Genomic DNA, 26,948 nt, shown 5'->3' on the forward strand with positions numbered 1-26,948 from the left:
CTCTACTGCTTCTGAGAGGTCCGTTGCCGAAAGGCTGCGGACCTCCCTTTTTGAATCGCCACGCCGGCCATCAAGGCACCGATGATAGCCCCTGACGTATTTGTTATGACGTCTGACGAGCTTGCAAAACGGTCGTGAAGAAACAGGAACTGTCCCAGTTCGATGCAGCCAGATATGAACATGCCGAAGGCGCCAATTTGCCACCACTTTTTATGTGGAAAGGCTAATGCGGCTACAAATCCGACGGGGATCAATAGAGCAATATTTGCTGCGGCCTCTACAAAGTTGTAGTCGAACCAACCGGGAACACCGTGGTGGTGTAGGAATCTCAGTGTGGCGGCGAGCTGTCCTGAGACGGGCTTATCCACGGGCGACGGCCAGAACGCGACCAGAGCTAGTGGCACCGCCATGGCTGCGAGAATTAGCTGCCAAAGTCGGCGGTTGCGGAGATGCTTCAAAGGGGCCCTAGGAAGTCCGCAGGAGGGCGTACGCCGCAGTGCCTAGGGCGCAGGCCGCGAGGAGCAAGAGAAGGGCGCAGGCCAACACCTGTGGCCGGGGGAGCTGTATGGAAAAGTCGTACTCGCGTGGTGCTCTCCGCCAATGTCTCCCCATAGCTCTAATAGATACCACATGGTCTTAAAAGCAGTAGGTGGGTGCTCCTCCATTTCGGAGGAGCACCCACCTTCGTTGGTGCTATATAGCGTTGGTGCTAGGCTGCAGCTTCAGCCTTGGCGCGGCGGCGAACCACCACGACGGAGGTTGCGCCGGCGGCCAGTGCGCCTGCGCCCACCAGGGTCCACAGTATGAGGCCGGAGTCGGCGCCGGTGTTGGCCAACGGAGCGCCGCCCGTGGTGCCTGCAACATTGCCACCGGTGTTAGCCAGTGAAGCTGCAACAGTCACGGTTACGGGCCCAACGGTGACACCAGACGTTTCACCGGTAGCGGTCAGGCTGTAGGTGCCGGCTTCGTTGATGGCGATCGGCAATGCGAAAGCGCCCTTGGCGTCAGCAGTAGCAGTCAAAGTGTGTGCTTCGGTTACAACGTTGATACGGGCAGCAACAGCACGGCTACCGGCAATGTTGGCGCCGTTGGAGGCAGGAGCCTGACCGGGCGTGACGCGGATGATCAGTCGTTCTCCCGCCAGGAAACCCTGGCCGCGGAACACGAAGCTTTCACCCGGCCCGACGGTGCCGTCAGAAACTGCGGCCTGCGGCGGAAGTGCCGGGTAGGTTGCGGCCATGGCGGGTGCCGAACCGATCAGTGCGATGGAGCCTGCGAGCGCGAGTGCAGCGAAAGTCTTCTTCATTTGTGTCCCCCCGGAGACGTTAAAGTTTTGATACCCGATTTTGGGGAGATGTCCCCTCCGCACGAGACCATGTGCAGAACTACGGATAAATATCCCAGATAGAAGGTACCATCCCGATTCGATCGTAACCAACCTCAATCCAGTCGGTTTACATAGTGTTAACGCAGCCGTCACTGGCCTTGATCGCAGGACGCATTTTCGGTGGGCAGGATCACGTCCTTTACTTGCTGGACAGTGGGCGTGACAACCACGTTAGGTTCCGTGTGCTGGACGATCTTTCCGAAAGTGAAGTCCACCGTTTTGCTTTCGCCAGGCGCAAGTTGCTGGGCCACAACACCGACTGGCCTGTTCGCGTGGATGTAAGGGGCGAATGGAGTTTTTTGGCCGTCAACGGTGGCTGACTCAACGTTTGCTTGCACGGGCCCGTACGCGATGATGTTCGTCTGAACGGTCCCCGGCTGCACGCCGTAGACGCCGCCGCCGGTAACGTACGCCGGTAGCGACGCAGCTGCGTCCAGAGGAGCCGTATTCGTGCTGGTCACGCGCACCGTCGTCTGTTCATAACCATCAGCAGGGCACTCTTTGACGAGTTGGACTTTGCGTTTGACGTAGTAATCCATCTTGGCGCCTGTGCCGTCGTTGAAATAGACGCCAAACTCTGCAGGTGGCACGCTCGGCCCCGATATAGAGCCGCTGAGGGAGTACTTAGAGATAACTGCCTGTTCGGAAGGGTTGTTCGACCACACGAGGACGCGACCTTCTTCTGTCCCGCGGGTTATACCCGTGATGAGGGCTTTCGCTTCTCCCTTGCCGCTGGCAAGAGCAGCGAAAACTTCCTTAGCTACGCCTGCGAAATACGCGTCCTGGAGCTTGGGTTGCTGGATCTTTGCATAGACCTCAGAGAGCAAGGTCGGCACAACATTATTGCCTGTCAGCGCTGTCGGCAGGCCAGCGGTCTGCGCAGCCCCAAGTTCTGGCCCGTTGATGTCAATTGGGCCCGTGGACTGAAGAATGTAGCTGAGGACTACTGGATCTAACGAGATGACCCCGTCGACGCGTTGGCCGGTCTTCTTTTGCCACATCATTTGAGCAGTGGCCGCCGTGGTAGGGAAGTCCGGAGTGAGATTCACGTCCTGCATGTACTTGCCCAGACGAGTTGAATAAATCTGTTGTTGTTCGGGCTCAACGGGCAAAGCTGGGGACATGATGCCGATGTCAACAGCACTTTGCTGCGCCCCGAGGGACAGCTTGCCCCCGTCGAGGGTGAGGACGGCGAGAGCGCCGGGTATACCACCTGATGCCCGCGCCTCTGCATTGTTCTGTATAACGAGAAGGTAGTTTCTGATCCCGTCGGCGCCAAGCATTGCGGGGGCAATACTTGCCGCATCTGAAGCAGAGTTCAATGCGGCTACTGTCTGGCGTAACTCATTTCGAGCTTGGATCAACGGGTCCGCCACCTGGGGCAGCAAGTTAGACGTATCTATCCCATCGAGTCTCTCCGAGGTGGCTCTGACAGCGTAAGCCGATGAAGCAACACTCGGCGCTGCGGACCTAAGTGGATCTAGGTTGGTACCCGGGCCACTTGGTACTAGGGTCTCCCAATCGAGAGACTCGTACACGTTTAAGAGCGGAGTCAGCGCTAGGGCGCCAACGTCATCGGTCGCCCGCGCGACCTCCGATACGGCAGCCAGGTTGGGGCCAATCCAAGGGAGCCCTGACGCAAGTGTCCAGACCGGGTCTCCTGCGTCTGACCGTGCGCTCGAAGTGTGCTCCCGGAGTCTCCTTAACGTATCAGCAGCCGCAGTTGCGTCGGACGCGAAAATCTCCTGCTTTAGCTCAGGGATAAGACCTGATGCGGCCTCTAACTGAGTTTTTATAGAAACCGCTTTGAACCCCAGCCAAGCCGCTCCAAACACACTGATACCTACTAGCGTGAGGAAAGGGATCCCTACAGTTAACAAGCGCCTGAGTCTTCTCTGATTCGGCCGTCGCGTAGGCGTAGTTCTACGACCTGACGGAGGCACACTGTCAACGGCTTTATTGCTCATTTTAGGGGCGGCCCAGCCCGCGGAATGTCCAACCTGCAGCCCGCCATTTCTTGGCATCAAGCACGTTGCGGCCGTCTAGGATTTTTCTGTCCACAACGAGGTTGGCAGTTTCATAGGGGTCTAAATCTCGATATTCGGGCCATTCCGTCAGCAGCAGAATGGCGTCGGCCCGGTCCAGGGCAACTTCAGTTGACTTTTCATAATGTAATTCTGGAAAGCGGCGAGCCGCATTTTCGAGCGCCTCCGGATCTGAAACGGTGACAACTGCTCCTTGAAGCTGCAATTGGGCCGCAATGCTCAAGGCGGGAGAGTCGCGAACATCGTCGCTTTGAGGTTTGAATGCAGCGCCGAGGACGGTGATGCGCCGACCTAGCAGCGATCCGTCGCAGAGATCGCGAGTCAGTTCAACCACGCGTGTGCGGCGTCGCATGTTGATAGCATCCACTTCACGGAGGAAGGTCAGAGCCTGATCCGCCCCGAGTTCACCGGCGCGGGCCATGAAAGCCCGAATATCCTTGGGAAGACATCCGCCCCCAAAACCGACCCCTGCGTTGAGGAACTTACGGCCAATTCTGTCATCCATACCTATAGCGTCAGCAAGCAGGCTGACATCTGCGCCTGCGGCATCACACAGCTCGGCCATCGCGTTAATAAAAGATATCTTTGTGGCAAGGAACGAATTAGCCGCAGTTTTTACCAGTTCTGCAGTGGGCAAATCTGTCACAAGTCGCGGCGTGCCCTCGCTCAAGGGGATCTCGTAGACCTTATCTAGTTCCTTTACCGCGGGGTTATCTTCACTGCCATCGGCCACGCCATACACGAAGCGATCCGGTTGAAGTGTGTCTGCGACCGCGTGCCCTTCGCGAAGGAACTCGGGATTCCACACAAGATGGGCGTTGGCGCAAGCACGATGGACGATACTAGTTAGTCGAGCGGCCGTCCCCACGGGCACCGTCGACTTGCCGACGACTAGGTCCCCGGAGGAAAGATGAGGCATAAGAGCATGAACGGCTGCGTCTACATAAGTTAAGTCGGCAGCATTCTCTCCCTTTTTCTGGGGAGTCCCAACACAGACAAAATGAACAGAACTTCCCTGGACTGCGGCCATATCCGTAGTGAATGAGAGGCGACCCGTGGCCTGCACTTCTTTTAGCAGGTTTTCCAACCCAGGCTCGAAAAAAGGGGCATGACCTGCTGACAGGTCCTTTATCTTATTTTCGTCCACGTCAACCCCGACCACTTCATGGCCGAGTTTTGCCATGCAGGCCGCGTGGACTGCTCCTAAGTAACCGCAACCGATAACTGAAATGCGCATTTGTGGTGCCTTTCCCCAACAAGGATGAGCGATACTAAGACGGCGGACGAGATCTTGTTCGTAGTTAGAACGCGCCGGTGCTTGCGAATACGGCTTTGAAAGTCTTGAGCAGAATAATTACATCACTCATTAGCGACCAATTCTCTACGTAATACAGATCCAATCGGATGCTTTCTTCCCAGCTCAAGTTTGAACGACCGCTCACCTGCCACAATCCACTCATCCCTGGGCTTACATACAAGCGTCTGTGCGCGGCATCGTCATAGAGTGCAACCTCTCCCGCGCGCTGCGGGCGGGGACCTACAAGACTCATGCTTCCCCCCAAAACGTTGAGCAGCTGGGGCAGTTCGTCCAGGGAAAACTTTCGAAGAACCCGGCCTAGGGGCGTAATGCGTGGGTCATTCTCCACTTTGAATAGCGGCTGGTCGCCAGTACCTTGTGCTTCGAGCAACGCGGTGAGTTCTGAGTCGGCATTCGCCTTCATCGAGCGAAACTTCAGCATGTTGAAGGTCGTGCCCCGCAGACCTATCCGTTCCTGTCGATAGAGGACTGGTCCCGGGCTGGTCCACTTGACCAAGCCTGCCAAGAGAAGAAACAGCGGAGACAGCAGAACCACAAGCAGACCTGCGACCAGCACATCAAAGCTGCGTTTTGCGACTTTCTTGCCCCCGGTCAGTTTCGGTGTGGAAACATGGATCAAAGGCAGACCCGCAACAGGTTGCGTATGTATTCTGGGGCCGGCTATGTCTGTTAGCGCCGGCGCCAGAATCATGCCGATGTCCCTTGCTGCGAGTTCCCAGCCGAGTTTTCGCAGATCGTGGGGGTGCAGGTTGACACCAGCGGAGATGGCCACGGCGTCGACCTCTGTCGCCAAAATTACAGCCAAAATAGAATCATAGTCAGCCTCGACGCCAGTAACGGGAATTTCTAAAGGAGCAGCGAGAGGCCGTTCAGCTCCTGGTAGGTGGGCAGCCACGGGGAGATAACCAGCAGCTGGCGCGCTTCTTAGGGAGCGGACGAGGTGCGCCGTTGAGTGAGGTCCTCCAATAAGAAGTACTCGCGAGGTGCTCTTCCCGTGGGTTCTCTCTAGGCTAAGATGCTGCCGAACGAGCCACCTACCAATTATGAGGCCGATAGCACCAGCGGGAAAGGCTAATCCAACGAACCCGCGCGCTGTCTCAATCCGCAAGGCATAAGAGACTATCGCTACAAAACCGAACAACCATGCGGAGCTTGAAATGATCCGCTTGTATTCTTCTGTACCCGACCCGAGTATTTTTGGTTCTCGTGAGCCCCAGAAACCCAGCATCGTCCACCAGGCGAGGACTAGGGCTGCCGAAAGCAGAACGTAGTCCAGATCAGAGGTCCTACTTTGTTCGAGATCCGAAAATCCAAACCGAATTCCGTAAGCTCCTGCAACCGCCCAAACGATGACGAATGCGTCCACGACGGCTAGCCGACGGGAATATTTAGCCCGCCAAGAAGCAACCGGCCTCATGCTTGTCCCCCTCATAGGACCGCTTCGTTACCCCAACGAGCGTCCCGACTGATCATACAGGGCGCAATTTGGGTGTTAGAACGTTACATCGTCGCTCTGCTTCTGCAACGGCAGCAGTGTGGCATGGAGAGGCGACGGTGATAACCTGAGGACAACGCTGCTCTCTCTCTCGGTCTCACCTCATGTGATGACCTTCGGGTCCTTTTCTACAGGGCGGGAAGTTAGGCGAAAACCATAGGCCGGCGAAGCAGGTCCACTTCATCTAACTGACGGTATCAGCTTCATGAAGACGTATGACGTAAAACACGGGGGGAAGCTGACGTGAACGAAGGAAAGAATTCGACAGGACTCAACGTCCTCCTACTCACAAAGCAGAGTTTTGCAAGCCCCCGTGATGGAGGCACCATGCGCACGAGCTCGGTTCATGGTGAGCTTGTACGACGCGGCATAAATGTAACCACGGTAGCAGTGGAAACACCAGAGATGGAACGAAGGAAAAGTTCTCCTGGGACTGGTTTCAAACATTTTGGCCAGAAGGCCCGTGTGCTGTTGGGCTTTGGGCGTATAGGCAGTGTCACGTCTGCGCGCTGGTGCAGAATGAGCGTTGTTAACGCAATTTTGGAAAAGCAGTCAGAAACGGATTTTGATTGTGTTGTCATCGAATACACGCAGCTTGTAGGTTATCTGCCACTTTTCACGTCGCCGGTCCTCCTAGACATGCACAATATTGAGTCCGAATTGCTCAGAAATTATGCACGTTCGTCGAAATCGTGGCTTCGGCGCTTGGTTGCGACATATGAGGCCCGCCGTGTTTCTCGGCTTGAGCGGCGCCTACCCTCGATGGTCGAAGCGATATCAGCGGTGAGTAAGCACGATGTTGAGATTGCTCAATCATGGATGCCCAAAGGAAAAGAAGATATTGCAACGATAATTCTGGCCCCCAATGGCGTATCCGAGGCGGGTTTCTCGCTTAGGGACAACCGCCATAATGATGTTGTTTTTGTTGCGCACCTTGGATGGCAACCAAACGTCGATGCAGCGAAGTGGCTGGCAACTGAGGTTTGGCCTTTGGTTACGGCACAGCGACCGGACTTAACTCTTCGTATCATCGGCCGCGCCCCGTCGTTAGAAGTGCAGGCTCTGGCCAGAACGGGAATATCAATACACGGAGATGTCCCAAGTGTTGTGGAGTATGTTGCGCGGGCTCGAGTGGCGACGGCTCCGCTTCTAGCTGCCGGTGGGACTAGGCTGAAGATACTTGAAGCACTTTCGTGTGGAACCCCCGTGGTCGCGACTTCCCTGGGTGCCTTGGGGCTTGAGGTGTTAGCCGGAGAATCTCTGGCTATCGTTGACTCGCCAGCAGACTTCTCGGCGGAAATTTTGAGACTTGCTGCCATCGAGGTCGATCGGTCACTGCCGCGCGGGTTGGTGAAAGAATATAGGTGGCCGACAACGCTGAGCGTACTCGGCAATGAAGTAGAGAGGTTGGCGAGAGATTCCAAAGATTCCCGAAAGGAAATGGGTAATACCACGCTGACCATGACCTCGGATGCTCAAGCTAGGATCCGGTGATGCTGCGCCCATTACAGAGTCGCACGATCGTCTCAGAACCAGTGGGGGACCTCGGCGTAGCTGGTCGAAGAAAATCTCAAATGCTTTTGTTGGTCGTTGGTATCGCTGTTTACGGTTCCATTTATTTGCAACGGGTAGCTATACCCGGTAGTGCAGTAGGAATCGGTGCCACCCTGCCTTACGTCGGCCTGTTAGTAATCTATGCCAGCGGAAATCTTTCGCTAAGACGTAGAACATTGGTCACTGGACTCATTCTATTTGCTGCTTTGGGTGCATCAGCATTAGTTAGCAGTACTTATTCACCATTATCAAGCACAGGCGCCTCTCTGGGCCTGATTGTCCTAATGTGGACCCCTTTTCTTTTCGCTGTTAAGCAAGATGATAATTTGCTGCCAAATGCTCTGAAAACATTTCAGTTTGCGATGGTGCCAATCTCCATTCTGACCATTTTGCAATTTGCTCTTCAGTCGAATTATCCACAATGGCTTGATCCCATTTCACTGATACCTAGTAATTGGCTTCTTCCCGGCTACCAGGCTGCTTATGAGTTTCAATATGGAAGCGGAGTGCTTAAGGCAAACGGCGTTTTTTTCGTAGAGTCGAGCTTTGCGTCGCAGTATCTCGCACTTGGCGCCCTGGCGTCCCTTTCAATCCGCCGTTACTTCGCTCCGCTTTTTATGATTGCTCTTATCATGACTGGAGGCGGGACGGGCATCATTATGTTGCTTATAGGTTTGGCCGTTTACGTGGCACGTGGATCTCTTAGAGCGCGTATTCTAACTATTGCTTGTGGTTCCATCGGCCTTCTGGGTATGAATTGGCTTGGCTTGTCGAATGAGATCTTGGGGAGAGCGGGCGAGCTGAACGGCGAAAACACGTCCGGCTCACTTCGCTTCGTTCAGCCGTACGATGCGGTTGCTTCGGCGTTTGAGAAGTACCCAAGCAGCGCTCTTTGGGGACTGGGCCCTGGGTCAGCAGACTCATATGCGGCGTCTGTCGGAGTTCGCGGAAATTTTTCCATGATTCCAAAGTTGCTAATCGAGTACGGCATAGTGTCGACGGTTTTGTTCGTGCTCGCGGTAGTTGTCATTATTCTCCAGCTTAGAATGGATTATGCGCTCAAACTGCCCATCCTGGCCATGATTCTCGTTCTGTCTGGCGCCTTGATTCAAGCCCATACAGGCTTGCTCCTTTGGTCCTTTGTCATAGGCGCTTCCTGGCAAAGGGGAGGAAGGTCTGATGGCAAGTTTCAGAAAACGGTACCCCATCGTTTTCGATAAGAATCCACGTTTAGTGTCGTGAAGCTACGGTCAATTGCAGTATGCTCGCGTTTACTTAGCATTTGAGCTGTCGTTATATAATCGCAATGCCTTTATCCCGTACCCATACGCCGACCGGCCATTCCGCAAATTTCCATCGGGCTGGAGAGGTGAGTAGGAATCGCGGCCGTGGTAGTCTCGGCTGGGTTCCCTGTGACCCGTTTATTGTTTAGGACGAGCTTGAGTTCGAGCTTTTGCGAACCAATGGAGAACGACGACTTCTCCGTGCGCGGTGTGCTGCACGTGGCTATTACAAACTGCCTGGTCATGCGCCGTCACCTATTAGGGGGAAGATCTACTTGATAATTACCGTTTTCACCATAAGTATTTGCTTTTTTATTCTAGGTGTCTTATTACCGTTGCTACAGCCGCGACAGAGACACCAGAATGACTTGACCGGGGCGCCGGCTAGTGACTCTTTGGCAACCGTGGATGTGGTGATAGCCGCATACCTTGAGGCCTCAGTTATAGCTTCAACTGTTCAACGGCTTCAGAGGCAGCTTGCCGGCGCGGGCGTTGCCGGGAAAGTCATCGTGGTGGCTAGCGACGATGATACGTACCAGGCGGCTGCAGCCGCTGATAGAACCTTAAAAGTTCCACGAAATGGAAAGCCTGCGGCCCTGAATGCAGGGGTGTCCGCGTCTGAGGCCGATATTGTGGTGCTAACAGACGCAAACTGTGCTATTGAGCCGGACGGGTGGCCACTTTTCGTCCAGACAGGGCTCAGGTCTGCCCGGCTTCTAACGGGCAGCAAGCGAGAACGGGGCGCAAGAGAGCGTCTCTTCTGGCGCTATGAAGGGCTTCTGAAGTCGCGACATGGCGAGCAGGAACTTTCGGCCACTCTCGCTGTGGTAGGAGAGTTCCTTGCTTTTAGACGAACCGACTACATCCCCATATCGGCCACAACAATGGCTGATGACCTGGCCCTGGCCCTTGATTTCAATCGTCGCGAACTCCGGGTCGCGGCTGTTCCGAAAATCTACACCGTTGAGGACCCCGCCTCCCCGTCTGAGCAGTGGGAACGAAGAGTTCGAATCGTTTGCGGTCTTCTTTCAGAAGCAATTCCCCGTGTGCCGCAGCTTCTGACATCGACTGTAGGACGCGCATACTTAGTCCACAAGGTCTACCGCGTAACGGTCGGAGTCGGCGCGTTCTGGATTGCCGCATTTTTTGCGATGTTCCTTTTTCCTCCCTACGGCGCTTTATTGACCGTATCAGTCGTGAGTTGGGCAGTTCTTAGATATCGTGGTTTTATCAGCCTTAAGTCTCCACTTGATCCATTATTTGACGTAATTGCTATGCAGGCTATTCCGCTCGCAGGCATGGCGCGGCTAATCCGTCGACGACTTAGGGGCGGCAAAGTAGTTGGATGGGTCAAGGTTCCAAGATGAAGAAGGACAAGTTGACCGGTTACGGTACCGAACTGCGGCGCGTTGCCTACTTGAACGTGCACGATCTCAACTACCCCCGAAATCGGCTCATTCGGCGGAAGCTACAGCAGGTCGGCTCCTATGAAATAGCTGTAACGCAAAAAATCGAGTCGCCGCATTTCGTAGCTAAAACAATCTTGAATAGCGTTGCTATGTTGCGTACGGCATGGCGCAGCGATGTTGTCGTATTGTCTGAATTTTCGCTGCGGTATGCTCCTTTCACTTGGTTCTTATCGCGAATTAATGGTGCCGTTCACGTTGTGGATGGGTTTGTCCGGCTCTACGAGACACGAGTAGAAGATCTTTCCCAAGTCAAGCCCCGCTCATGGAAAGCCCTAGCGTACAGGGTCGTCGACGCACTGTCCGTGTTCTTCTCAGATGTGTACTTGGTCGATACGAAGGTAAGGGCCGCGGGAATCATGACGAGCACGAAGGCCAGAACCAACGTGGTGTCGTTACCTGTGGGTGCGCCTGGCTGGGCACGTTGTGCATATCCTGCAGTGAACTCTGAGGACGTGAGATTGCTCTATTATGGCAACTACATCCATTTGCATGGCGTTGACACCATCGTCCGGGCGGTTGCGCAACTTGATCCTGACCGCAAAGTTACCCTAACTCTGCTTGGGGACGGGAAATTGCGCCCGGAAATTGAAACACTGGTCCACGAATTGGGAATTGAGAACAGGTGCCGCTTCGTTGACGCAGTACCCGAAGCGCAGCTTTGCGAAATAATTGCTGAACACGATGTAATCCTAGGCATTTTCGGGGAATCAGAGAAGGCAGCATCTGTACTTGCTAACAAGGTGTGGCAGGGCTTGGCCTGCGGGCGGCTGCTAGTTACCCGCGAGAGTTCTGCCCTTGAGGAGATACATGCCGGGGTGGGCGAACAACTGCAAACCTGCCTAGCTGGAGATCCTGAAGATCTAGCCAATACTTTATTAGATGTCATTGATCGTTCGTTAATTACGAAAGATTACTCTAGTTCATCCGATACGTTAAACGAATATGTTGATCGCGAATTCTCCTCGTTCCTGACATATCTCTCGCAATCTTTGACACGAAATTCTTTTGATAATGTACGCGCCCATTATGTGGCGGGCCGCCATGATTAGTGCAGGTGTCGTAGCCAGGACAGGAAAGTCTGGAGGTGCGGAAGACTATATTGTTCGACTCTATGACAGTCTCCAACGGGAGAATGTTTCCTCTATCCTCTATGGGGAGGTCGAAGGCTGGGGCGCTAGTGGGAGGCCTTCCGTGCCTCTCGTTCTCGGTGATAAGTGGACCAGGAGTACGTTTTTACAGGGTGTGAGTCAATTGCCACGGGAACGTGCAGAGATTGAGAGGGCGGTAACTCGTCACCCGGCTGATCTTTTCCATCTTCACTTCAAGCGTGAACAGATTGGTTTTACGGATGTTCTGCAGAAATTTGGGCCCGTATTGTGGACTGAACATGGCCGCTTTGGCCGCGGCCCCTATTCGCGACTGATTGCTAGGCTCTATGCAAGGGCCGCGAGAAGGGTCGATGCTATCGCGTGCGTGTCTGAATACGTCGCTTCTGATGTCCGGCAGATTACTGGTCTTGATTCAAACGTATTCGTTATACCCAACGCTATTGACACCCGTAAATTTCGTCCCCCGACCCCTGCTGAAAGGCGGGCCGCAAGGCAACGGCTCGGCCTCAGCGATGATGAATTGGTTTTCGCGGCCGTAGGCCGTCTTGAGCCAAATAAACGACCTATGTTAGCAGTCGATCTGGCCCTGTCGATGGGCGCTACTCTCCTCTTAGCGGGCGGTGGATCACTGGAGGGGCGTGTAAGGGAGACTGCGTTGACTTCGAACCAAAATATACGAATGCTCGGGCAGATACCGGACGCCAGAGATGTGTATTGGGCGTCAGACATGCATCTGTTCTTGTCCTCAGGCGCAGGCGAGGGCTTCCCCACGGTCTTGGTGGAGGCCGCGGCAAGCGGTCTTCCCACGCTCGGGATCGACGGCAGTGGATTCGAGGCGGAGATTAGGAGTGGAGGCACTGTAGCCAAGGATGGTGAATTGGCATCTCTAAGGCAGGTTGTCCCCGGAGTCCTTGCTGAGCGGAAAGCATACGCCCTGTCTGGTCGAGAGTGGTCCATGGCTTTCGATGTTCTTCCGTGGGCCAAGAACCACCTAGATCTTATGAACGAAATTCGCACTGACTGGATGGAAAAAAATGACTGACTCTTCGGTTCGGAGTATTTCGACATTCGATGCAATCCGTTTCACCCCGGAGATTCGCAGTGCGTATATTGAGCGGTTTGAGGATGGGCCGGATGTGCTCACTTTGTACGGCAAGGCACTCTACTTGGATAGAAGCGTCCTAGAAAGTTCAGGCAAAACCTACATTCCTATGACCGTTCTGGCGACGTGCGCATTCATCCTAAAGAGTGGACCAAGGTATGTTGAAGTTCCGGAACCCTTGTGGACGAGGAAGATGTTGCACACATTCCTTTTGCTCGTTTGCGCCCACGTGGCGGGTGCATTGCGCTTCCGACGGACGATGACCTCAACATACTGCATAGAGAATGAAGACGCAGGACGGATAGCACGCGTCCCGGAAGTGATTCCACGGAAACTCAGGGTTGCAGTCTTGCGGACGCCACTCTGTCTATTCGGACTTTTAATTCGTCGGTGGATATTTGGCACTGCCGCCTCGCGAGAAACGTACGAAGCCGTCCTCGGCCCCTTCTGGGGGTATGTTGACCGACGCTCAGAACTAGTTTGGCCGCTACCGAGTGCTTGCGAATGCTCGAAATTGCCTTCAAAAGATCCGAGTAGGGTCCTCTTCTTGGGCGCACTAACGACACGTAAAGGTATTTTCGAGCTACTAGCCGGCTGGGATGAATTGGATATCCGAGGCTCATCGCTGAATCTCTCAATCATGGGTGGAGGAGACCTGGAGCACCTTGTTCAAGACTGGGCGAAGGGAAAGCCGAATGTAAAGGTGACGATCTCGCCGGCCCGTGCTCAAATTCATGAGGAGCTCCGTCAAGCCGGCGTTCTTGTACTACTTTCCAAGCCGGAGAGGTACTGGAGAGAACAAATCGGGTTGCCGCTGCTTGAGGGCCTTGCCCACGGTTGCCGGGTCGTAACGACCGCACAAACAGGAATAGCATCGTGGCTGGCTGATAACGGTCATTGCGTTGTCAACGACGCTGGAAACCCCGCTGAGGTCGCTAGTGCGCTCAGTGAGGCTAGTGAAGCTGGCTTTTGGTCGACAGCAAGTCTCCCGGAGATAAATGGAAGAGCTGCTGCTGCCTTCCGCATGCACGAGTGACGTTTGGTTCTAGACGCTCCGCTGCTTCGTTTACCCGTTCCTCTTTCAATGTGTTTGCCTTATTGGTTATAGGGGCGATAGTGAGTTATGTAAGGACTTTGACCAGGCTGCTTGGCCTCGTGATTATTCCAGTATTCGGGCTAGTTAGCCCGCTCTTGGTCATTCCGGCAATTACGTCAACTTTTGGTGCCGATGCATGGGTCGGCGTTGCCCTAGGGCAGTCAGTTGGAGGCGCAGGCTCTGTCCTAGTTGAATTAGGGTGGGGCTTAAGCGGTCCTCAGCGTGTCGCAAGGCAGGGGCGGAACTTTCGTCTCCAAATCATGGCAGCGTCAGTTCTGAGCAAGCTCTTGGTATTCTTGCCCGTCGGCGCCGTTGCTTTCGCAGTAGCGTACTCGTTGTCTCCCGCCTACCAGGTAGAGGCGGGTCTAGTGGCCGTGGGCGCGACCTCATTGGGACTCAGCTGTTCTTGGTTCTTTATAGGTACCAAGCGCATAGGAAGCCTGGTCGTCGCTGATGCGATTCCGCGAACGACTTGCGCAGCCCTTTCCGCAGTCGTGATTCTGATCGGTGGCCCCCTTTGGACGTATCCACTCCTGGGGATGCTGTTGCCATCCCTGGTATCGCTTTGGCTGGCTTTGTTGATAAATAGAGTTTCGTACTCGCATATGGGGGCCTTTAGCTTTCGTCGAATCATCTCTCTTATTGTCATTCAGAGGACGGCGCTTAGTGGACGAGCGTTGAGTGCTGTCTATATTGCTCTTCCTGTCACTATAGTTACACTGGCTTCACCTGTGTCAGCGCCTGTGTTTGCCGCCGCTGAGCGCCTGCAAAGGATGTATTTGCAGCTGCTGGGAGCATTTCCTAATGTGATGCAGTCGTGGCTCGGGAGCTCCAGAAACCGTCGAGCCAAGAAGTCCAGGGCGAACTCGGTTATACTTTATAATTTTTTTCTTGGTGTTGTTGCCGGCTTGGCGTTCAGTATTGGCGCTCCATATGCTGCAACTTATGTCTTTTCCGGAGTCGCGCCGATCCCATTTGAGATTTCGTCTGTAAGTGGCCTGCTAATTCTTCTAGTGTGCTCATCCAGAGCGACCGGCGGCTTGGCCCTAGTGGCCTTTCAAAAACTTCACATCATCGCGTGGAGTGCATTGGCAGGAGTTGTAGTTGGCGTTCCTGCGATATTCATTTTTGCTCGTTGGCTCGGTCCACTCGGGGGAGTAGTTGGGGAGGTTACGGCAGAATCTGCCGTACTAGCAATCCAGCTAACAGGCCTATATTTTGCAACCAAAAGGCGCCAGGCCCATAGAGCTGTGACTCCTCGAAAAGTGAGTCTAACGGCAGCAGAACGTTAAGCCTTCAGTTGCTCAGTTATGTGCCCCCAAACCCTGCATTCAATAAATGGCAAGTTCTCGTAGACCACGACGGTGGGCGCACCGGGGACTTTCTGTATGCGGATTATCGGCTCTTCCCGGTTCCTATGGAGACGGATGGATGGGATAGGATCATGTGGCCTTTCGGTTCTGCAAGAGAATTACTTACGTGTTGGTGAGCTAGTTCCCGTATCTGCGGCAATAAATTCGCTACTTTTGGCCGCGTTATTATGCGCTCCTTGCTTGGCTCCCGTGGCTTGGTACTGACCAGCACCTCAATCTCCTTCCACTAAGGGCAAGCGGGGGGGTAGAGCGGCTGGGTGTACTCAGCCCGTAGGCTGTAGGCACCCGCTGATGGATGGTCTGGCTCCGAGGCTGCCGAGGGGCCGGCGGTTGTTGTAGAAGTCTAGCCATGGTTCCAGGGCATCAGTCCTGGCCTGGTTTGAGGTGAAGGGCTGGCGGCAGGCCCAGCTTTCCTGCAGGGTGCGGCTGAAGCGTTCGGATTTGCCGCTCTGCCAAGGAAGTCGCGGAGAGGCGGTTGGCGAAATCGTTGTCTGTCATGACCCGTTTCACCGGCGCACCTTGGGCTGCCACGGCTGCTGCGGCCCTGGTGAGGAACCGGCGTAGGTCGAGCCTTTTTCATACGGCAGGACCTCGGCGTACAGCGAAGCGGAAACGGTCATCGACGGCCAAGTGGACGAAGCCAAACCGACCTTTGTGTGGCCTGTTGAATGGTTGCGGCAGATTGCTTCGGGTCTGCCCGCCAGCCTCCGCCGTCCGGGATCCGCCCGAATTTCTTCAAGCCTATGTGGATCATGTCGCCGGGAGCGCGTCGCGTTCATAGCGCCGGTCGGTAGCCGGGACGCACGGATTCGTACTCCGGTTGCCGGGTCTAGGTCCCACAACCTGGGCATACCCGCCCTGGCCGAAATTCGGTAGACCGTCCTGGCGCTCATGCGGCACCGCACGGCACAGGTTCGCTGCTCCCTTGCGGTGCTCGGCGCGCTCGGTGAGAACCTCTGCAACCACCTCCGCGGAGGTAGCGTGCGGGCAAGACCACGGACGAGAGCTAGGGTCCCCAAACCAGCCCAGCCATCCGCACGGTACCTGCCGATCCAACGATGCGCACAGGTCCTCGAGATGCCCATTTCCTTGGCCACAGCCACTGGACAGCCGGCGAGGACGCCCCCAGTGATGATCCGCCTACCATTTGGAGTCAGGCTGACATTACGGTGGGACATGAAGACGTGAATTATGAATGGATTCCGTAAAACCTAGAAACGGAAACCTTTGACGATAAGGCTCGTCGTTCTTGGCGTGATGTCCCTGCGGCAAGACCGCCAATCCACGATGTCTGCCGGGGAACGCTAAAGGTTCTCACGGACGCTGACCCAGTTGTGCGAGACGCCTCGCGAGCGCACCCTCTGCGTGATTTACAAGCTTATCTAGCTCCAACATTGTTGGGGCATTCCGGCTCGGAGTGACCGCTGCTTGCGATGGGTTATGCCCCCTGGGTGGGCCGTTGTAGAAACTGCCCATCGGAACGGCGGATGCCCCTAAACTGCTCGGCTTAGTCCTCTGGGTGGTTGGCAGACGCGCCCAGTCTGGCCGGGCCGCCCCTGGGGAATATGTGGGGACGGTTCGGCACGGCCTCCCGAATCACGCTGTCCAGATCCGGTCCCCGAGTTCCAGAAGAGCGGATGGTGGAAGATTCGAAAGGTTCCTCATACGCCTGGTCATTGCCGTAGTAGCTGTAGGCGTAAGCATCCGGACCTTTTGCGGGAAGACGGTTAAGAACGACGCCCAACATGTTCGAGCCGACCAAGTCTAACGCGCTGATCGATTTTTCTAAATCTTGAAGACGTAGTTTTTGCGCACCAACAACTACCACAACTCCTCCTACGTGCTGAGAGAGGACCGCAGCGTCAGTAACTGGGAGGAGAGGGGGCGCGTCAATTATGACTGCGTCGAAAATCCCCTCGAAACGCTCAATCAGACGCTGCATTTGTGATGAGCCGAGCAATTCACTGGGGTTCGGTGGGATCTGTCCAGAGGTCAGGACAAACAAGTTGTCGCTTCCCCACGGTTGGAGCAGGTCGTCGACGTCCGCGATACCGAGCAATGCCGTCGTCAATCCAGCCGTACGGTCAAGCCCGAGGTAGTCACTAACCATCGGCCGTCTAAGGTCAGCGTCAATGAGGCAAACGTTTTGTCCTGCTTGGGCCAATGCAATCGCCAGATTGGTTGCTGTCGTGCTCTTTCCCTCCCCAGGAAGCGACGACGTGACTAGAACGGTTTTGGCTGCGTCCGAAATGTTGGCGAACTGAAGATTCGTGCGCAACTGTCGAAAGGATTCTGCTCGCGGACTTTGGGTAGGCGCCTGAGTCAAAAGTGGCTTTTTCGCAGCATCTTGATCGAACGATATGGCTCCAAGGAGTGGTGCGCTGGTTATTCTTCGCAGGTCCGCCTCGCCGCGGATCCTGGTGTCGAGGGTTGCACGAAGAACGGCTGCGAGTACCCCGATGGCTATCCCAACCAGCAGCCCAAGGAGGAGGTTGAGTCGCGTGTTTGGGGCTGACGGTGTAGATGGAGCTACGGCGGGCTTAATAATCGAGAGGCTTACCGGAGAGCTGCCGCCGGCCTTCGGTCTTTCAAGGTTGTCAACAGCCTTGATGAGGCTATTAGAGACCGCTTGTGCGACAGCCGCAGCCTGAACAGGTGATTCGTCGGAAACTGCAATAGTTATCAGTACGGTCTTGTCATCGCTCGTGGCTTTGACCTTCTGGGCCAGTTGATCTGTAGTGACAGTGAGCCCCAGTGCATCAATGGCTGGTTGCAGGACGATAGGAGAATCAACTGTTTTTACGTACGACTGCACCCTAGCTTGGCTGAAGGTATTTCCTTGCTGGAGTTCTTGAACCGTTCCCGAACTTTGAATTGCAACGAAGAGTTGAGTGTCTGCCGTGTATGTAGGCTTGACGATGATGGAGGTTCCGCCTCCAATGAGCACTCCGAAGAGCGTTGCGGCAGCAATAAATACCCAGTTGCGCCTGAGTAGACTCAGGTAGTTTTGTAAATCCAACCGGGTTCCCCCTATATCGGTTGCTGGAGGCAGGCCAGGGCTCGCCACCTAAACGCTAGTCATTTGTGTTTGTTTGATTGTACCCGGATGGCGTGTGCCGCAGCCCAGCTGCAACGCCATTACCGGACCAATGGACTAAGGGGTGGCTTTCGCCCGTGAGGCGCTGCAAAGGGTAGGCATCCAACTTCATATGGCGTGTCTCCGACAAACGGCACCGACCAGGCCAGCAAAATGGCGTCTCGGTCAGCTGCGCCAGGATGAATCGTTCAGACGGGGGTGCAGGGTTGTGCCGGACCGGCTGATCCCAATCTCAGCACAGGTGGCCCAGAACCGTGCGAACTGTTCCTGATTCCTCCTTCCCCAGCGAATATGCGCAGCGGCTCCGAAGTGGCAACCCCTTATGACGCAACCGGATCCAGAGATGTTGAAGCTCGACGTAGAATCGGGGTCCAAGACCGAAACTCGCAGTGCTCTGCCGGAGGTACGGAGAAAAATGTCACAATGGTGCGAAGCTGGTACGGACAACTACGTGCTGGTTACAGAAGGATCCCTGCTAAATACGGGCCTGATCGTTGGCTCTGAACGCGCCATGGTGATCGACACCGGGTCCGGTCCCCGCCAAGGACGCGTAGTTCTTGACGCAGTCCGGGAGAAGACTGACCTGCCTCTCGTCGTCGTTAACACGCACGCCCACTTTGACCACTTCTTTGGCAACGCCGTCTTCGCCGAAGCCGGGGTGACGGAATTCTGGGCCCACCAGAGGGCTGCCGCCGAGATTGACCAGCGTGGTGACGTTCAGCGCCGGTACGTCGGAACCCTGGAACCCGAGATGGCAGCGGGAGAAGGTGACAACGTAGAACTCGTAGTGCCCAACGCCATCGTCAAGGACCAGCCCGTCCTGGTGGACCTTGGCGGCCTCACAGTAACTCTCTTCTATCTGGGCCGAGGCCATACCGACGGTGATCTCCTGGTGGGAACGCCCACCACTTTGTACGTGGGAGACCTAGTGGAACAGGGCGCCCACCCCTCGTTCGAGGACTCGTATCCAGAGGAGTGGGCCGACGTGCTCCGGCACATCTCGGCGCTGCGGCACCGCTACGAGTTCTTGATCCCGGGGCATGGGACGCCATGCAGCGACCAGTTCGTCAAAACCATGGCCAACACCATGAGCACGGCAGTCAGGCAGGCGCGACAGTCCATCCGCGACACGCCCAACGACGCCACGAAGGCCATCCCTGTCCTCCCCTACGGCCCGGAGCAGTCCCGCTGGTTCATCAAGCGCCTCCAGGAGAGCTGGCGCAGCAGCATAAGCTCGTCGTAGTACACCCCTCATTGAGGAAAGGGTGGGATTGATTCCCGAGCCTTCACCCATCTGAACATGGGGAAACATTCGACGTCCGTAGGCGCCGCAGAACATACGCAGTCGAAGGCGCAGGGTTCTGTCTTAGGAGGCGATGGCCGTCCTCGCCGCGGCCACCGCCATCGTGGTTCTGACTGCGCTACAAGGCCTGAACGAACGTCCCGGAGTGGCGAGGCAAGGGCTACCAGTCTGAGCCAAGCTGAGCCGGCTTCCTTCCGCTCAACCAGGAACGCAGTAACTAAAGCTTTATGATTCAAGCTTCTTGACGTGACTTGTCAATCGTTCTGTCACATGCTTAGGTCTTAAGCAGTAAGGATGCTTATGACCGACGGAGATTGTTGTGGCCTTGACTGACTATGCCCTTGCGCTGAGCGCCTTGATGGGCTCCTTGCTAGTTCCCTTCGGCGTTCTGTACCAGATGCTGCGGCTCAAGCGCCGCGCAATCCGGATACCTGTGCAGCCCGTGTCTGAACCCATCAACAGAGGTAACCGACGCTGATCATGCCGTACGTCGATATCAACCCCCATAAAGCCCGTCCCAAATGGGTGGGCTATGCAATCTTTGCTGTTCTCTTGGTGCTCACCGCAGCGGTGGTCTCCGCGGCGCTCATTCATCACTGAACTGCACCTTTGGTCTGACGGCCGCTGGGCGTGGCCTCCTGCCAGACCCCCTAGACTTACTGATTGAACCAGTGCCGCAGATCCGTTTGCCGAAACGTCCGGGGGACAGACATGCCAGATCCGGCTGATCAGACTGCAGGCGCCCCAGCAGAAGATGCAGGGCAGCCGCAGCTGCGCCGACGCCGCGACCTTCGTCGTGCCGACGGCTCAGTTCAGGATGCCTGGACAGGAACCATGCCCACTGTAACGCCCCCTTCCAACCCGAACGACGCCGGAAAGCCAGTCACGCGCCGCAGCTCCTGGGCGGAGGCAGCCGCGGCAGCGGACGCCACCAAGCCGTCACGCGTACCTTCGGCTGCTGCTCCGGCGTCTCCTTCCTCTTCTGCGGCCCCTGCTCCGGGGAGGCCTGCTGCTGCGCCGATTGCCGCAGGGCCCTCTGCCGCGTCCAGCTCAGGTGAGATGGCCGCTGAAGCTGCCCTGCCGCCGTCGGATGCTCCTGCCGAAACGCCCTCCTTCCGCCGCAGCCGGTCCACCATGGCCGACACGATCGCGGAGGCACCTATGCCCGACTTCATCAGCTCGCCTGGGCTATTCGTCAAGGAACAGAAGCCCAGGCCCGTCGGCGGCTTCCGCGGCGCCCTGTACAACCTGACCGGCGGCGCGTGGAATCTAGGCCCCGGACCCAAGCAGCGCCAGGAGGACGAACTGGCTCGCCGCATTTCCCGGCAGCTCCAGGGGAGCTACAACACCGCGATCCTGAGCCTTAAGGGAGGTATTGGCAAGACCTCTACTACGGTGGGGGTGGGCCTGACCCTGGCCGAATACCGTGGGGACGCGCCCTGCGCAATCGACGCCAACCCGGACTCGGGCGACCTGGTGGAACGCGCGCTGGGTGAGGGCATCTACCAGCAGTCAACGCCCCGGACCATCTCGGACCTGTTGGAGAACATAGACTCCATCGATTCGCTGACCTCGCTGGCCCGGTACATGCACCACGCCGGCCGGTTGCACCTTATTGCGGGGGAGCAGGACCCTGAGGTCTCGGACTCGCTGACGGCGGAGGAGTACCGCCGCATCCGCAAACTCATCTCCAGCTACTATTCAGTGGTGCTGACCGACTGCGGCACCGGGGTAACCCACAATGCGATGAGTGGGATCCTGCAGTCGGCCGACAATCTGGTGATCGCTGCGGGCTACGCGGTGTCCGGCGCCAAGCGGGCTCGCAGCACCCTGCACTGGCTGGCCAGCCATGGATACGAGGACCTGGCCCGCAACGCCATTGTGGTCATCACGGACAAGGACGAAGTGTCCTCGCGGGTGGACAAGGACGCCATAGAGGAGCACTTGGCCGGGATCTGCCGCGAGCTTATCGCCGTACCGCACGACCGCGGAGTTGCTGACGGCGATTTGGTGACGCTGGACGTGCTGAAGCCGGAAACGCGACGGGCGTACAAGGAGATTGCTGCTGCGATAGTGGACGGGTACCGCTAAGCGTTCGACCTCCATATACGGTGCATAACCGGATTTATCCGCCGGGTAGAATATGCACAGCTTTAGGCTTCAAGCTTCTCAAACTGGGGGAACCATGATTCACGATGCGCTGCTCAACGCGCCCAAAAAGTCGTCCAAGAAGAAGTCGTCTTCGCGGCGTGGAGATATCCAAGGTCTTCGCGCTCTTGCGGTTCTATCCGTCGTGGCCGACCACATGTTCCACTGGCCATCTGGCGGCTTCGTCGGGGTGGACGTATTCTTCGTGATTTCCGGTTTCCTCATCACGGGGCTCCTCTTGAGCGAGCACGAGCGCAAGGGGCGCATCTCGGTCGCGGACTTCTACCGTCGCCGCGCCCGGCGCATCCTGCCTATGGCGGCCCTGGTAACTGTCGCGACCATCGGTGCCGGCTGGGCTGTCTTTACGTCCGGCAGGGCTGTTGCGACGACCATGGACGGGCTGTGGGCGATGGTCTTCGGCGCGAACTGGCACTTCGCGATCATCGGCACGGACTACATGCAGGCGGACGGGCCGGTGTCGCCGTTCCAGCATTTTTGGTCGCTGTCCGTAGAAGAGCAGTTCTATGCAGTATGGCCTCTCCTGATAATCCTTCTGTTGGGCGTGGCAGCAAAGAGGCAGCGATGGAGTCAGAAGCGGGCACTGCGAGTCCTCACATTGGCGGCCGCAACCGTAACGCTATTCAGCTTCTTGTTTGCCCTCTGGGAGTCGGCAGCATCGCCGACCGTTGCCTACTTCTCGACCACCTCCCGTACCTGGGAGCTTGGAGTTGGCGCGCTCTTGGCCCTGTTCGCGTCTAAGCTCGGCGACGTGCCCCGCGGTGTCCGAGCTGTGATGCTTTACGTCGGACTCGCCGGCATCATCTGGAGCATCTTCGTGATCAGCCCGGCGTCCCAGTTCCCCGCGCCCTGGGCGATGGCACCGGTTCTCGCCACGGCTCTTGTCATCGCGTCTGGCATAGGCGGATCGCCCGCGTCTTCGCCACTGACTCACAAGAGCTTCGGCTATGTGGGAAACATTTCGTACTCCCTGTACCTCTGGCACTTTCCCGTGATCATCTTTGCTGGGGCGCTCTTTGACATTTCGTCGCCAATTGTTGCTGTCGCCAGCGTAGTGGCGATGGGCGCGCTTTCGGTTGTCTTCCATTACCTGGTTGAGAAGCCGGTCCAGCACTCGCAATGGCTGGAGCCTAAGCGAAGGAAGACCGAGAGGGCCTCTGTATCGAACCGCTACAAGCTTGGCTGGCTGGGACTCCTCGCCGCTATCACTGCCGGTGTTATCGTGCTGGCACTAAACCAGCCGAAGCCGGACTACACAGCCATGCCCGCAACTGCCACGGCGATAGCGTCGGCGCAGGCAGCCAAGCCAGTCGCTGTCACGCCTTCGATGAAACTGACGGGCGAGCTGGCGGATGCCACACGTTCCGGTGCGTGGCCAATTGGCCTCACACCTTCGCTGGACACCGCCGCCGGTCACTACGTCCCGGAGTGGAAAACGGACGGCTGCCTCAGCGTCAACGATCAACTGTTGGCCAAGTGCATGTACGGTGATCCCGCGGCGCCGAAAACAGCCGTGCTACTTGGCGACTCGGTAGGGATTAGCTGGATGCCGGGGCTTAGGGCCGCTCTTGGTCCGGCTGGCTGGAAGATCCAGGTTCTCACTCTTGGCCAGTGCCCAGCAGTTCAGATCCCGACGACCCGGTCTAATGATCCTGCGGGCTTCACGGAAAAGTGCGCTGCGCATCAGCAGTGGGCGATGGATAAGGTTAAGGCGATACAGCCACAGATGGTCATCTTCGCCAGCGCTCTCGGCGCTCCATGGCGAGCCGTTAGCGCGTCCACGAGCAAGGATGTTCTGAAGGACTGGCGGACGGCTACGGCAGACACGCTGCGTGCGTACAAGGGCATTACGGACGCTCAGCTAGTTCTCATGTCCGGAGCCTCTGAGAACCCGGATACTGCCAAGTGCGCCACCAAGGTGAGCAGGCCGGGGGACTGTGCCAACACCAACACGCGCTTTGGTGAGTACGTGCGGGCCGAGGCTGCCGCAGCATCGGACGTTCCTGGGGTTCGGCATGTGAACACCGAAGCGTGGTTCTGCACTATTGCTAAGCAATGCCCGGCATTCGCCGGAAAGTCGTTGATCTTCGCGGACGGCGCCCACATCACGCCGGAATACTCAGCCAGGCTGGCCCCGGTAATGGGGCCAGCCGTACTGGGCGAGGACGAGGTTAGTTCCCAGTAAGCACGCGCTCCGGGAGCCATGTTATGTGCCGCGTAGAATCGTGCTCGTGCGAGCCGCTGGGGGTCGCAATTTATTTGGGGGAATTGCCGTGGTCACACAGCAGGCACTTACGGGCGGTCGCAGGGAAGCGAAAGCTCGCAGCCGGAGTCTCAGGAATGTTCAGGCGCTCCGGGCTGTCGCGGCGTTGATGGTCGTGCTTGCGCACGTCAGCGGGTTCGAGAATAAGGCGTTCGGCGCCGATTCTTCCTGGCTTCAGGGGTTCCACGATGTGGGCGCAACGGGCGTTGACATCTTTTTCGCCATCAGCGGCTTCCTCATGGTTGCCACCACATACAAGAAACATCACGGCGGTGAGAGCGCCAGATCGTTCCTGTGGCGCCGGGCAACGCGGATCTACCCGCCATACCTCATCATCACTGCCTTGATCTTCGCCGTGTTTCTCTGGAAACCGGGGATGGTGAACTCCAGCCAGGCTACGCCGCCGGACCCGCTGTCCTCGTTCCTACTGCTTCCGCAGGAAGGCCTACCCCTACTACTTGTTGGCTGGACGCTGGTCTTTGAGATGTACTTCTACCTGATCTTCACCCTTGGCCTTGCCGCTCCGAAACGGGCTTTCCAGTCCATCCTCGGCGGCTGGGTGCTGATCACCGGCGTTCTTTCCCTGATCCCCACGGACAACACCTATCTCAAGTTCCTCGGGAACCCGCTGCACTTTGAGTTCATCTTCGGCGCCCTGGTTGGCTACCTCGTGACGCGCCGCATTATCTGGAAGCCGCTGCTGGTTACCATGGCAGGCGTAAGCCTGTCGCTGGCGTGGTGGGCTCTGATGTGGGCTGGCGTTGGTCCTGGCGTAGCCTCCGATGCCTTCCGGGTGCCGACTATCGGGCTGGCCCTAGCGATCTCCCTCTACGGCGTTATCGGGCTTGAAACCGTAGGAGCCTTCACTTTCCCAGCTTGGTTGCAAAAGCTGGGCGACAGTTCGTATTCCCTGTACCTCACTCACATTCTGACCATCACTGCGTTTGGTGCCGCGTTTGCGCTCGTTCCGAAGAGCCCGGTGACGCATGTCGCCGGGCTCCTCGGGATCATCGCTGCCTGCATAATCGGCGGGCTGATCTACTACCGGGTAGCTGAAAGGCCCCTCCTGAAAGCCTTTCAGCGATCACCGCTTGTTGCCCGTTAGTACGCGTTCCGGCAGCCACGTGCCGGGCGTTCCTGCCGTCACGCATCGGTAGCCGACGACCATGTACTTAGATCCGGCCGTTCCGGCTTCCACGGGATTGCGCACGATAGCCCTGTCACCTACAGCCCAAGTGAAGCTGGTAGGCGCAGCGTCTTGGTAGATGGTGTACTTGCCGTTTGTCAGGTCGTGGTTCCGGCTGTTGTTCAACCTGGCAATAGTGGACACCTTGGTCGTGGCGCCATCGGTGTTACCGCCGAACCCACCGAGGCGCACCAGATCGGCCATAACCGTGGCCGCTGTTGTGCCAGTCGAGTTGAAAACAAATCCGCCACCAACAGCAGTGAAGGTGTTGCTGCGCTCCTGGATGTTGTTGGCGAGCACTTTCACGCCGTCCACGACCTTGAACAGCGCGAAGGAGTTTGACGACGGGATGTTTCCGATGAGGAACTTCGAGAACACGATGCTCAAGCCAGTGATCGAAAGCTGAGTGTTTGCGCCCGACAGGTTGATGGGAGTGTTGAAGTCACCCAGGAGCGTGAACCCCTCCAGGTGCATTCCCACAATGGTCAGGTTCAGGCAGTTGTTGATTGTCATGGCCGCAGAAGCCTGGGTGTGCTCTACGTTCAACTGAGTGAATACGCCGTCGTCCCAGCCGGCAACCTGGATCGGCGGCTCTGCTGAGACGTTCGTTGACGATTCACTGATGGGGTTGTTGTCGGTGTACAGGTTGTTGACGACGTTGCCGGTAATACCCCCGCCATTTCGGATGTCAAAGGCGGTGATGGAGTAGTAACCAATGGCGCAGTCCCGGAACTGGGATGGTAGGTGTAGCCGCCGCCGTAGTTGAAGAAACCTCTGGCCGGGTAGTCGATGCGGATGCGTTCGAATACTGACCCATTGGCGACGTTGAACATTCGGATGGCGTCTGATTCGGTTTCCGAGCTGGTTTGCTGCCGGTTGTAGGTAAGCCTCACATCGGAAATCTTTGGGCTTCCAGTTACGGAGAGGATCGGGAGGTTGTTGGCCGTCATGTAGAGCTTCGGGATGCGCCGGTCGCCCATGATGACCGGCGATGTAGCCGTGATCGTTTTATTGATCCGGTATGTTCCCGACGGCAGGTAGACCCCGCCGTTTGCGTTGATGCACGACTGGATTACAGCCCAGTCGAGTTCATCTGTAAGGGCTGTGGCGGCAGGGTATACGGCCTGAGCGTCTGCAATTGTGGCAAACAGGGTCGAGAGTGGGCGCGACGTGTCGTCACCGCGTGCGCCCAAGTCTTTAGCGTTCGGAGGGAGGTTGCCGCGCTGCGGGTAGATTCCGTCAAGAGCCGTCCGGGCAGACTTGCCGGGGGTGGATACTTCAGCCGCCGCCTGTGTCGCAATCGTGGCAGATAGCGACATCTGCGAGGGCTGGTTCAGCCGATTTTCTTAGGTGGTTATTCTATGCCTCTGGGCCCCTAGAGCTGATTGGCCAGCAGCACCGTCGCCCCCAGGAACGGCGCCTTGCAGGCCACCGCCGCCCGCAGCGTGAGTAGTTATCTGCTTCACCAGAGTCGTTCATCGAGGAGAAAAGAAGGCTGGAGGTTAGCTCGATGACGTCGTATGGTCCGAACGAGCTGCTTTCCGACTTGTAGACCAGTTTCCGACTTGTAGACCAGCGGCTGTACTCCGTGGAGTTAGCACCAGGAGGTGCGGGCGTTCCCCGACTGTTAGCGGCCATGAAAAACTGCCCATAGGCGGCCACGAAAATGCCCACTGACGGCCAGTAGAACTGCCCAGCGGTG

General features: G+C 56.9%; 19 protein-coding genes and 1 pseudogene. 10 read left to right on the top strand and 10 right to left on the bottom strand.

Annotation, left to right across the window (positions count from 1 at the left end):
- Positions 1-2: 2 nt before the first annotated feature.
- The 5 genes from ACTHQS_RS11975 to ACTHQS_RS11995 form a co-directional block, all read right to left on the bottom strand.
- Positions 3-410 carry a VanZ family protein gene (locus ACTHQS_RS11975; RefSeq protein WP_440169041.1) on the bottom strand — a complete coding sequence of 136 codons (408 nt, stop codon included), beginning with the start codon at positions 408-410 and terminating at the stop codon, positions 3-5.
- Between the two features lie 299 nt (positions 411-709).
- Positions 710-1,306 (bottom strand): LPXTG cell wall anchor domain-containing protein, encoded by a 597-nt coding sequence (locus ACTHQS_RS11980; RefSeq protein WP_440169044.1) that lies wholly within the window; start codon positions 1,304-1,306, stop codon positions 710-712.
- Between the two features lie 170 nt (positions 1,307-1,476).
- A complete protein-coding gene (locus tag ACTHQS_RS11985) occupies positions 1,477-2,763 on the bottom strand; it encodes a DUF4012 domain-containing protein (RefSeq protein ID WP_440169046.1) in 1,287 nt (428 codons plus the stop codon).
- Positions 2,764-3,355: 592 nt separating this feature from the next.
- On the bottom strand, positions 3,356-4,669 hold the full coding sequence (locus ACTHQS_RS11990) for a UDP-glucose dehydrogenase family protein (protein WP_440169049.1): 1,314 nt from the start codon (positions 4,667-4,669) through the stop codon (positions 3,356-3,358).
- A gap of 64 nt (positions 4,670-4,733) precedes the next feature.
- The gene (locus ACTHQS_RS11995; protein WP_440169052.1) at positions 4,734-6,182 is read right to left on the bottom strand and encodes a sugar transferase; all 1,449 of its coding nucleotides are present in this window, start codon (positions 6,180-6,182) and stop codon (positions 4,734-4,736) included.
- 306 nt (positions 6,183-6,488) lie between these two features.
- Between ACTHQS_RS11995 and ACTHQS_RS12000 the strand changes: the two genes are divergently transcribed.
- The 6 genes from ACTHQS_RS12000 (at position 6,489) to ACTHQS_RS12025 (ending at position 13,798) form a co-directional block, all read left to right on the top strand.
- On the top strand, positions 6,489-7,739 hold the full coding sequence (locus ACTHQS_RS12000) for a glycosyltransferase (protein WP_440169054.1): 1,251 nt from the start codon (positions 6,489-6,491) through the stop codon (positions 7,737-7,739).
- An 80-nt stretch (positions 7,740-7,819) separates the two neighbouring features.
- A complete protein-coding gene (locus ACTHQS_RS12005) occupies positions 7,820-9,019 on the top strand; it encodes a hypothetical protein (RefSeq protein WP_440169057.1) in 1,200 nt (399 codons plus the stop codon).
- A gap of 467 nt (positions 9,020-9,486) precedes the next feature.
- Positions 9,487-10,449 (top strand): glycosyltransferase, encoded by a 963-nt coding sequence (locus ACTHQS_RS12010; RefSeq protein WP_440169107.1) that lies wholly within the window; start codon positions 9,487-9,489, stop codon positions 10,447-10,449.
- Positions 10,446-11,600 (top strand): glycosyltransferase, encoded by a 1,155-nt coding sequence (locus tag ACTHQS_RS12015; protein ID WP_440169059.1) that lies wholly within the window; start codon positions 10,446-10,448, stop codon positions 11,598-11,600. Before ACTHQS_RS12010 ends, ACTHQS_RS12015 begins: the two co-directional genes overlap by 4 nt.
- The gene (locus ACTHQS_RS12020) at positions 11,593-12,702 is read left to right on the top strand and encodes a glycosyltransferase family 4 protein (RefSeq protein ID WP_440169110.1); all 1,110 of its coding nucleotides are present in this window, start codon (positions 11,593-11,595) and stop codon (positions 12,700-12,702) included. Before ACTHQS_RS12015 ends, ACTHQS_RS12020 begins: the two co-directional genes overlap by 8 nt.
- The gene (locus ACTHQS_RS12025) at positions 12,695-13,798 is read left to right on the top strand and encodes a glycosyltransferase (RefSeq protein WP_440169061.1); all 1,104 of its coding nucleotides are present in this window, start codon (positions 12,695-12,697) and stop codon (positions 13,796-13,798) included. Before ACTHQS_RS12020 ends, ACTHQS_RS12025 begins: the two co-directional genes overlap by 8 nt.
- 1,696 nt (positions 13,799-15,494) lie before the next feature.
- Here ACTHQS_RS12025 and ACTHQS_RS12030 read toward each other — a convergent pair.
- Together ACTHQS_RS12030 and ACTHQS_RS12035 are read right to left on the bottom strand one after the other, a co-directional pair.
- Positions 15,495-16,409: pseudogene (locus ACTHQS_RS12030) on the bottom strand (integrase core domain-containing protein).
- Between the two features lie 329 nt (positions 16,410-16,738).
- Entirely contained in the window at positions 16,739-18,250 is a 1,512-nt protein-coding gene (locus ACTHQS_RS12035) for a polysaccharide biosynthesis tyrosine autokinase (protein ID WP_440169064.1), read from the bottom strand.
- A 493-nt stretch (positions 18,251-18,743) separates the two neighbouring features.
- Between ACTHQS_RS12035 and ACTHQS_RS12040 the strand changes: the two genes are divergently transcribed.
- Positions 18,744-19,571 carry an MBL fold metallo-hydrolase gene (locus tag ACTHQS_RS12040; RefSeq protein WP_440169066.1) on the top strand — a complete coding sequence of 276 codons (828 nt, stop codon included), beginning with the start codon at positions 18,744-18,746 and terminating at the stop codon, positions 19,569-19,571.
- Positions 19,572-20,443: 872 nt separating this feature from the next.
- Here the strand turns inward: ACTHQS_RS12040 and ACTHQS_RS12045 are convergent.
- Complete coding sequence (locus ACTHQS_RS12045) at positions 20,444-20,806, bottom strand: hypothetical protein (RefSeq protein ID WP_440169069.1); 363 nt, start codon at positions 20,804-20,806, stop codon at positions 20,444-20,446.
- Here ACTHQS_RS12045 and ACTHQS_RS12050 point away from each other — a divergent pair.
- From ACTHQS_RS12050 to ACTHQS_RS12060, 3 genes are all read left to right on the top strand, one after another.
- Positions 20,793-21,722 (top strand): MinD/ParA family ATP-binding protein, encoded by a 930-nt coding sequence (locus ACTHQS_RS12050; protein WP_440169071.1) that lies wholly within the window; start codon positions 20,793-20,795, stop codon positions 21,720-21,722. The genes ACTHQS_RS12045 and ACTHQS_RS12050 overlap by 14 nt on opposite strands.
- A 94-nt stretch (positions 21,723-21,816) precedes the next feature.
- The gene (locus ACTHQS_RS12055) at positions 21,817-23,982 is read left to right on the top strand and encodes an acyltransferase family protein (protein ID WP_440169073.1); all 2,166 of its coding nucleotides are present in this window, start codon (positions 21,817-21,819) and stop codon (positions 23,980-23,982) included.
- Between the two features lie 88 nt (positions 23,983-24,070).
- A complete protein-coding gene (locus ACTHQS_RS12060) occupies positions 24,071-25,165 on the top strand; it encodes an acyltransferase family protein (protein WP_440169076.1) in 1,095 nt (364 codons plus the stop codon).
- On the opposite strand, the gene ACTHQS_RS12065 is transcribed toward ACTHQS_RS12060, so the two are convergent.
- Together ACTHQS_RS12065 and ACTHQS_RS12070 are read right to left on the bottom strand one after the other, a co-directional pair.
- A complete protein-coding gene (locus tag ACTHQS_RS12065; RefSeq protein ID WP_440169078.1) occupies positions 25,145-25,759 on the bottom strand; it encodes a hypothetical protein in 615 nt (204 codons plus the stop codon). The two genes, ACTHQS_RS12060 and ACTHQS_RS12065, sit on opposite strands and share 21 nt — an antisense overlap.
- Before the next feature lie 29 nt (positions 25,760-25,788).
- Positions 25,789-26,565 carry a hypothetical protein gene (locus ACTHQS_RS12070; RefSeq protein WP_440169081.1) on the bottom strand — a complete coding sequence of 259 codons (777 nt, stop codon included), beginning with the start codon at positions 26,563-26,565 and terminating at the stop codon, positions 25,789-25,791.
- Positions 26,566-26,948: the final 383 nt, after the last annotated feature.

This window comes from Arthrobacter sp. SAFR-044, assembly GCF_051965175.1.
Lineage (GTDB): Bacteria > Actinomycetota > Actinomycetes > Actinomycetales > Micrococcaceae > Arthrobacter.

Excerpts from the sequence above, each read along its gene's own strand:
- ACTHQS_RS11995 (WP_440169052.1), bottom strand. The coding sequence starts at position 6,182 with ATGAGGGGGACAAGCATGAGGCCGGTTGCTTCTTGGCGGGCTAAATAT.
- ACTHQS_RS12020 (WP_440169110.1), top strand. The coding sequence starts at position 11,593 with ATGATTAGTGCAGGTGTCGTAGCCAGGACAGGAAAGTCTGGAGGTGCG.
- ACTHQS_RS12055 (WP_440169073.1), top strand. The coding sequence starts at position 21,817 with ATGATTCACGATGCGCTGCTCAACGCGCCCAAAAAGTCGTCCAAGAAG.
- ACTHQS_RS11975 (WP_440169041.1), bottom strand. The coding sequence starts at position 410 with ATGGCGGTGCCACTAGCTCTGGTCGCGTTCTGGCCGTCGCCCGTGGAT.
- ACTHQS_RS12045 (WP_440169069.1), bottom strand. The coding sequence starts at position 20,806 with ATGAAGTCGGGCATAGGTGCCTCCGCGATCGTGTCGGCCATGGTGGAC.
- ACTHQS_RS12070 (WP_440169081.1), bottom strand. The coding sequence starts at position 26,565 with ATGTCGCTATCTGCCACGATTGCGACACAGGCGGCGGCTGAAGTATCC.
- ACTHQS_RS11980 (WP_440169044.1), bottom strand. The coding sequence starts at position 1,306 with ATGAAGAAGACTTTCGCTGCACTCGCGCTCGCAGGCTCCATCGCACTG.
- ACTHQS_RS11990 (WP_440169049.1), bottom strand. The coding sequence starts at position 4,669 with ATGCGCATTTCAGTTATCGGTTGCGGTTACTTAGGAGCAGTCCACGCG.
- ACTHQS_RS12025 (WP_440169061.1), top strand. The coding sequence starts at position 12,695 with ATGACTGACTCTTCGGTTCGGAGTATTTCGACATTCGATGCAATCCGT.
- ACTHQS_RS12065 (WP_440169078.1), bottom strand. The coding sequence starts at position 25,759 with ATGACAATCAACAACTGCCTGAACCTGACCATTGTGGGAATGCACCTG.
- ACTHQS_RS12050 (WP_440169071.1), top strand. The coding sequence starts at position 20,793 with ATGCCCGACTTCATCAGCTCGCCTGGGCTATTCGTCAAGGAACAGAAG.
- ACTHQS_RS12005 (WP_440169057.1), top strand. The coding sequence starts at position 7,820 with ATGCTTTTGTTGGTCGTTGGTATCGCTGTTTACGGTTCCATTTATTTG.
- ACTHQS_RS12040 (WP_440169066.1), top strand. The coding sequence starts at position 18,744 with ATGTCACAATGGTGCGAAGCTGGTACGGACAACTACGTGCTGGTTACA.
- ACTHQS_RS12015 (WP_440169059.1), top strand. The coding sequence starts at position 10,446 with ATGAAGAAGGACAAGTTGACCGGTTACGGTACCGAACTGCGGCGCGTT.